The organism is Vibrio jasicida CAIM 1864 = LMG 25398 (assembly GCF_000400365.1).
Taxonomy (GTDB): domain Bacteria; phylum Pseudomonadota; class Gammaproteobacteria; order Enterobacterales; family Vibrionaceae; genus Vibrio; species Vibrio jasicida.
Genome location: NZ_BAOG01000176.1, coordinates 1 through 3,745 on the forward strand (window position 1 = coordinate 1; position 3,745 = coordinate 3,745).

Sequence of the window (3,745 nt, forward strand, 5' to 3'; positions counted from 1 at the left end):
AGGTACAAACTGAAAGGTGTAAAGACGAGCACAGAAACAAATAAACACCAAAACTTATGACCTTTGATGTCAAACCCGTACTAACGCCGCGTTAAGTAGTGAGCAACGTTGACCACCAAGCTTAAACCATTGTGCCGTAAACACTAAATTCAAAGCAAACCGAAAATGCCAAGCGTTGGGAATCTGCCTTAAACGCTTTGTTATATGCCCGAACTCATTGTGTATTCCGGATGTCCAGTGTGCTCATCAAATTGTTCACTTACGACTTTGAAGCCTTGAGACAAATAGAATTGATAGCTAGCCCTATTTTCCTTATATACGGACAGGCTTAATTCCGCTCTCTGAGTTTTAGCATGACTCAATAGTTGCTTACCAATACCTTGACCTTGAAGCTCAGGAGCGACAAATATGGCAGCTAGGCTATTTTCATACAGTGCGTAAAAGCCGACTACTTTCGACTCAGCTTCGTAAACGTAAGTTTCTGAAGCTGGAATGTAGATGTTACGCATGTTTTCTACTTGAGATTCCCAGAACTCAGCCGAGATGAAATCGTGAGCTTTAACTGACGCATTAAGCCAAATTTCAAGAACTGAATCGATGTCATTTTCGTTGTACTTTCTTATCATTTAAAGCTCTCAATAGCCGAATTTATCGGGGCAATATAACGCCTTGTTAAGGGGTGAGCAACACAATACCGATGCTGCCGCATACCACCCTAATCACTAAAACCAACGCATAGTAAAAATGCCACGCGTTGCGAATCCCTCTTGAACAATTTGTTAGCCAACTTTTTCTTCTATTCGAATAACACCCTTCAATTCTATGCGTAAATACTCAATTTCTAGACCAAAAATCAATTCAAATAACTCTCTAGGAGATACCGAGTTGTTATTGATAGAGTTAGCATTCATTCCAAACTCAGACGCTAGTTGTTGAAGCTGCATGAAGTAAGCATCTTTGACTTTATGTCCTTCAATAGCTGAAAATAATCTGTCTTTTATCTTTGGATCAGTAAAAGATATATTGTCAGCACTATGTGCAAAATCATTTCTTATTTTCCGGAAAATATTGAACATATCTTTTTGCTTTCTAGTAATAACACCAAGTCGATATGACATTTCGATCTTAGACGAAAAGGTCCCCAAAGGACCATTATTATCAAAAACAGGATCTTTAGTTGACGTTGAGGGAAGCATTTTTGCTCTCAACAACTTTGCCAAACCTAGCTCCAGCATCGCAGCTGCAATTAGAACAGCCCCCCGATCACTTTCACCTTTCAAAACTTTATTAGTAGTGTCATACGAAACCAAAAAATAAACTCCTATCTCCAATTAGTTGGCTAACGCCCTGTTAAGGGGTGAGCAACGCAATACAAAAGCCGCCGCATATCACCTTAAACACTAAAACCAACGCATAGTAAAAATGCCATGCGTTGCAGAATCCCTCTTAAACAGATTGTTAGCTTTTTCTCACCGCCAAAACGAGATATTTTGCGTACTTAGCCAACCAGTAGCTCCTCGCTTTAAACGCTGAAGCAAATGTCTTACACGATTGAAGGCCTAGCAGAACGGTTTCATCAGTGACTACATTCACTTTTGAACTACACAACTCAAAATACCCATGGGATGTATCTAAGTGGATAAACAACTGTTCACCGCTGTTGGCTCGGATATTATGAGTTTTATAAATCAACTTATCGTATCCATTTGGCTCAATCGTTTTGGGTTCTACAGACTCCAAAACAAAGCCGTTCCCCGGAAAGGAACTATATATTACAGGTTTCTTTCGCACTTCTTGCTCAACCCTGTGTTCTTTTTTAGCAAAGCAACGGCATGTGTTTACGGTTATTGCATAATCTCGCCTGTTGCGAACAAGAAAAACATAAGCTGCTTCTTCGTCATCAAGATCGACTAATACTTGCTCAAGTTTAATTGGTTTTCGATTATCTGAAATCCAAACAAATAGGAAAGTAACAATCGCAATAATGGAAGCTAAAGAACTGAGTATATCTACTATTAATTTGAAATTGTCCATACTTTCCTCAAAAAGCTAACGCCGCATTAAGGTGTGAGCGACGCTTGGCTATACTTGAGCGAAGCGAAAGCGCCAAGCGTTGCGAATCACTCTTAAATGCTTTGTTAACTCACTTGTTGCTTAAGGCTATCCAAGTCATTTTCAATCTCTTCAATTGATGGTAAATCAATTAACAAAGAACGACACTCTTGGTTTAAGACCTCATTCAACAATCCTAAGTCCATTAAAACCTTGATGATATCTTTATCTTCACTAGTGATTGCATAGTGGAATAAAATGATAATTTCATATTTAGAAACTTGTGATAGAACAAATTTTAAATAAAGATCTCGATTAACAGAATCTGAAACAAAGCGAGCAATAAACTTCAGATTTTTAATATAACCGTTCACAAACTCACCAAATTCATACTCAAGCGTAGATACAGCAGAAGAGTACATTTCCTTTCGCTCTTCTAGCGGCAACTTATAAAACCAGACATGACCGAGAGCCATTAAAGCCGCTCTCATCTCTTTCGTTTCAGAGTTAGTCGAACCAATATAGTACTTTATTCTCTCCCAACGATTATTGAAATCACTATCTTCCATTAATTCAGATTTAATCGAAGATAGATGCTCTTCGTACTGGGAGTAAAAGTAGTTTCCATATTTTGCTTCTAGTATTTTAATATAATGAACATTATCAATTGATTCCGGCACCTTACACAGAAGAACTCTTGCTTTTGAAACACACTGTTCATCTAATTCTTCTTTTATTCGACTAACCATTTTTTTCAAGATAGTTGCACCTTGATAACTTTGGTCATTAATAAATATTGAAGAGTTAGAAATCCTACTATTAAGTAACTCCATTGACTTATAAAAGACTTGGTCCTGCTCAAGTTTCAAGTTCTGTCTACTGTTAGAGTAAATAGAAAAAGCGACAGCAAAAAAACCTAACGCTCCATACACACCACCGACATACGAACCAAAATCTGCCCAATCTGAGCTTACATCAGAAAAGCCTCCCCGGAATGTCCAAACGTATCCAGCAAGGGGCATTAGAAAAAGAAAAAGCATTAATGCTTTAACTCGAGTATTCATTGTTATTTATCACTCCTGGTGAGTTAACGCCCTGTTAAGGTGTGAGCAACGCAATGCCGAAGCCGCCGCATACCACCTTAAACACTAAAACCAACGCATAGTAAAAATGCCACGCGTTGCGAATCACTCTTGAACAGTTTGTTATGTGACAAGCTCAAGTAGTTTACTCACCTGTTTTTCAAATAGATTTTTAACAGCCTTACTATTCGTCTTAGCTACTGACACCCATTGCAAGCCCGTTTCATCAATATGCTGAAACTCTACTTGTAACTCGTATTTTCTGACTGAAAATAGCGCAGAAAACACGCCAACTGTTAGAGCTAACGGAGCGGTAATCAATCCCAAAGACTCTGGGCATATCATCCATACTACGCTTGCAACGACTAAACCGATACAAACTATTCTCAATGCGTGATCTTGAAAAGCGTTAGTTTTAACTCTTACACCTTTAATTTTCGACAAGGGATACTCGTCTTTTTTAAACTTAAATGTCGTATTACTAACTTTAAAATTGTCTTCAATAATCAAATTAACCTCCTGTCACATAACGCCTTGTTAAGGTGTGAGGCACGCAATACCGAAGCTCCCGCATAACACCTTAACCACTAAAACCAACGCATAGTAAAAAT

The 3,745-nt window shown here is 38.2% G+C and carries 5 protein-coding genes; all 5 read right to left on the bottom strand.

Annotated elements, in window-relative coordinates; translation table 11 throughout:
* Positions 1–200: 200 nt before the first annotated feature.
* Positions 201–626, bottom strand: coding sequence for an N-acetyltransferase (locus tag VJL_RS26135; protein WP_038882262.1), 426 nt, complete (start codon positions 624–626; stop codon positions 201–203).
* A gap of 153 nt (positions 627–779) precedes the next feature.
* Positions 780–1,310 (bottom strand): MltR family transcriptional regulator, encoded by a 531-nt coding sequence (locus VJL_RS27595; RefSeq protein ID WP_050568895.1) that lies wholly within the window; start codon positions 1,308–1,310, stop codon positions 780–782.
* Between the two features lie 148 nt (positions 1,311–1,458).
* Entirely contained in the window at positions 1,459–2,034 is a 576-nt protein-coding gene (locus VJL_RS26145; protein WP_038882263.1) for a hypothetical protein, read from the bottom strand.
* A 104-nt stretch (positions 2,035–2,138) separates the two neighbouring features.
* Positions 2,139–3,116, bottom strand: coding sequence for a hypothetical protein (locus tag VJL_RS26150; RefSeq protein WP_038882264.1), 978 nt, complete (start codon positions 3,114–3,116; stop codon positions 2,139–2,141).
* A 141-nt stretch (positions 3,117–3,257) separates the two neighbouring features.
* Positions 3,258–3,644 carry a DUF6232 family protein gene (locus tag VJL_RS26155; protein WP_038882265.1) on the bottom strand — a complete coding sequence of 129 codons (387 nt, stop codon included), beginning with the start codon at positions 3,642–3,644 and terminating at the stop codon, positions 3,258–3,260.
* Between the last annotated feature and the right edge of the window lie 101 nt (positions 3,645–3,745).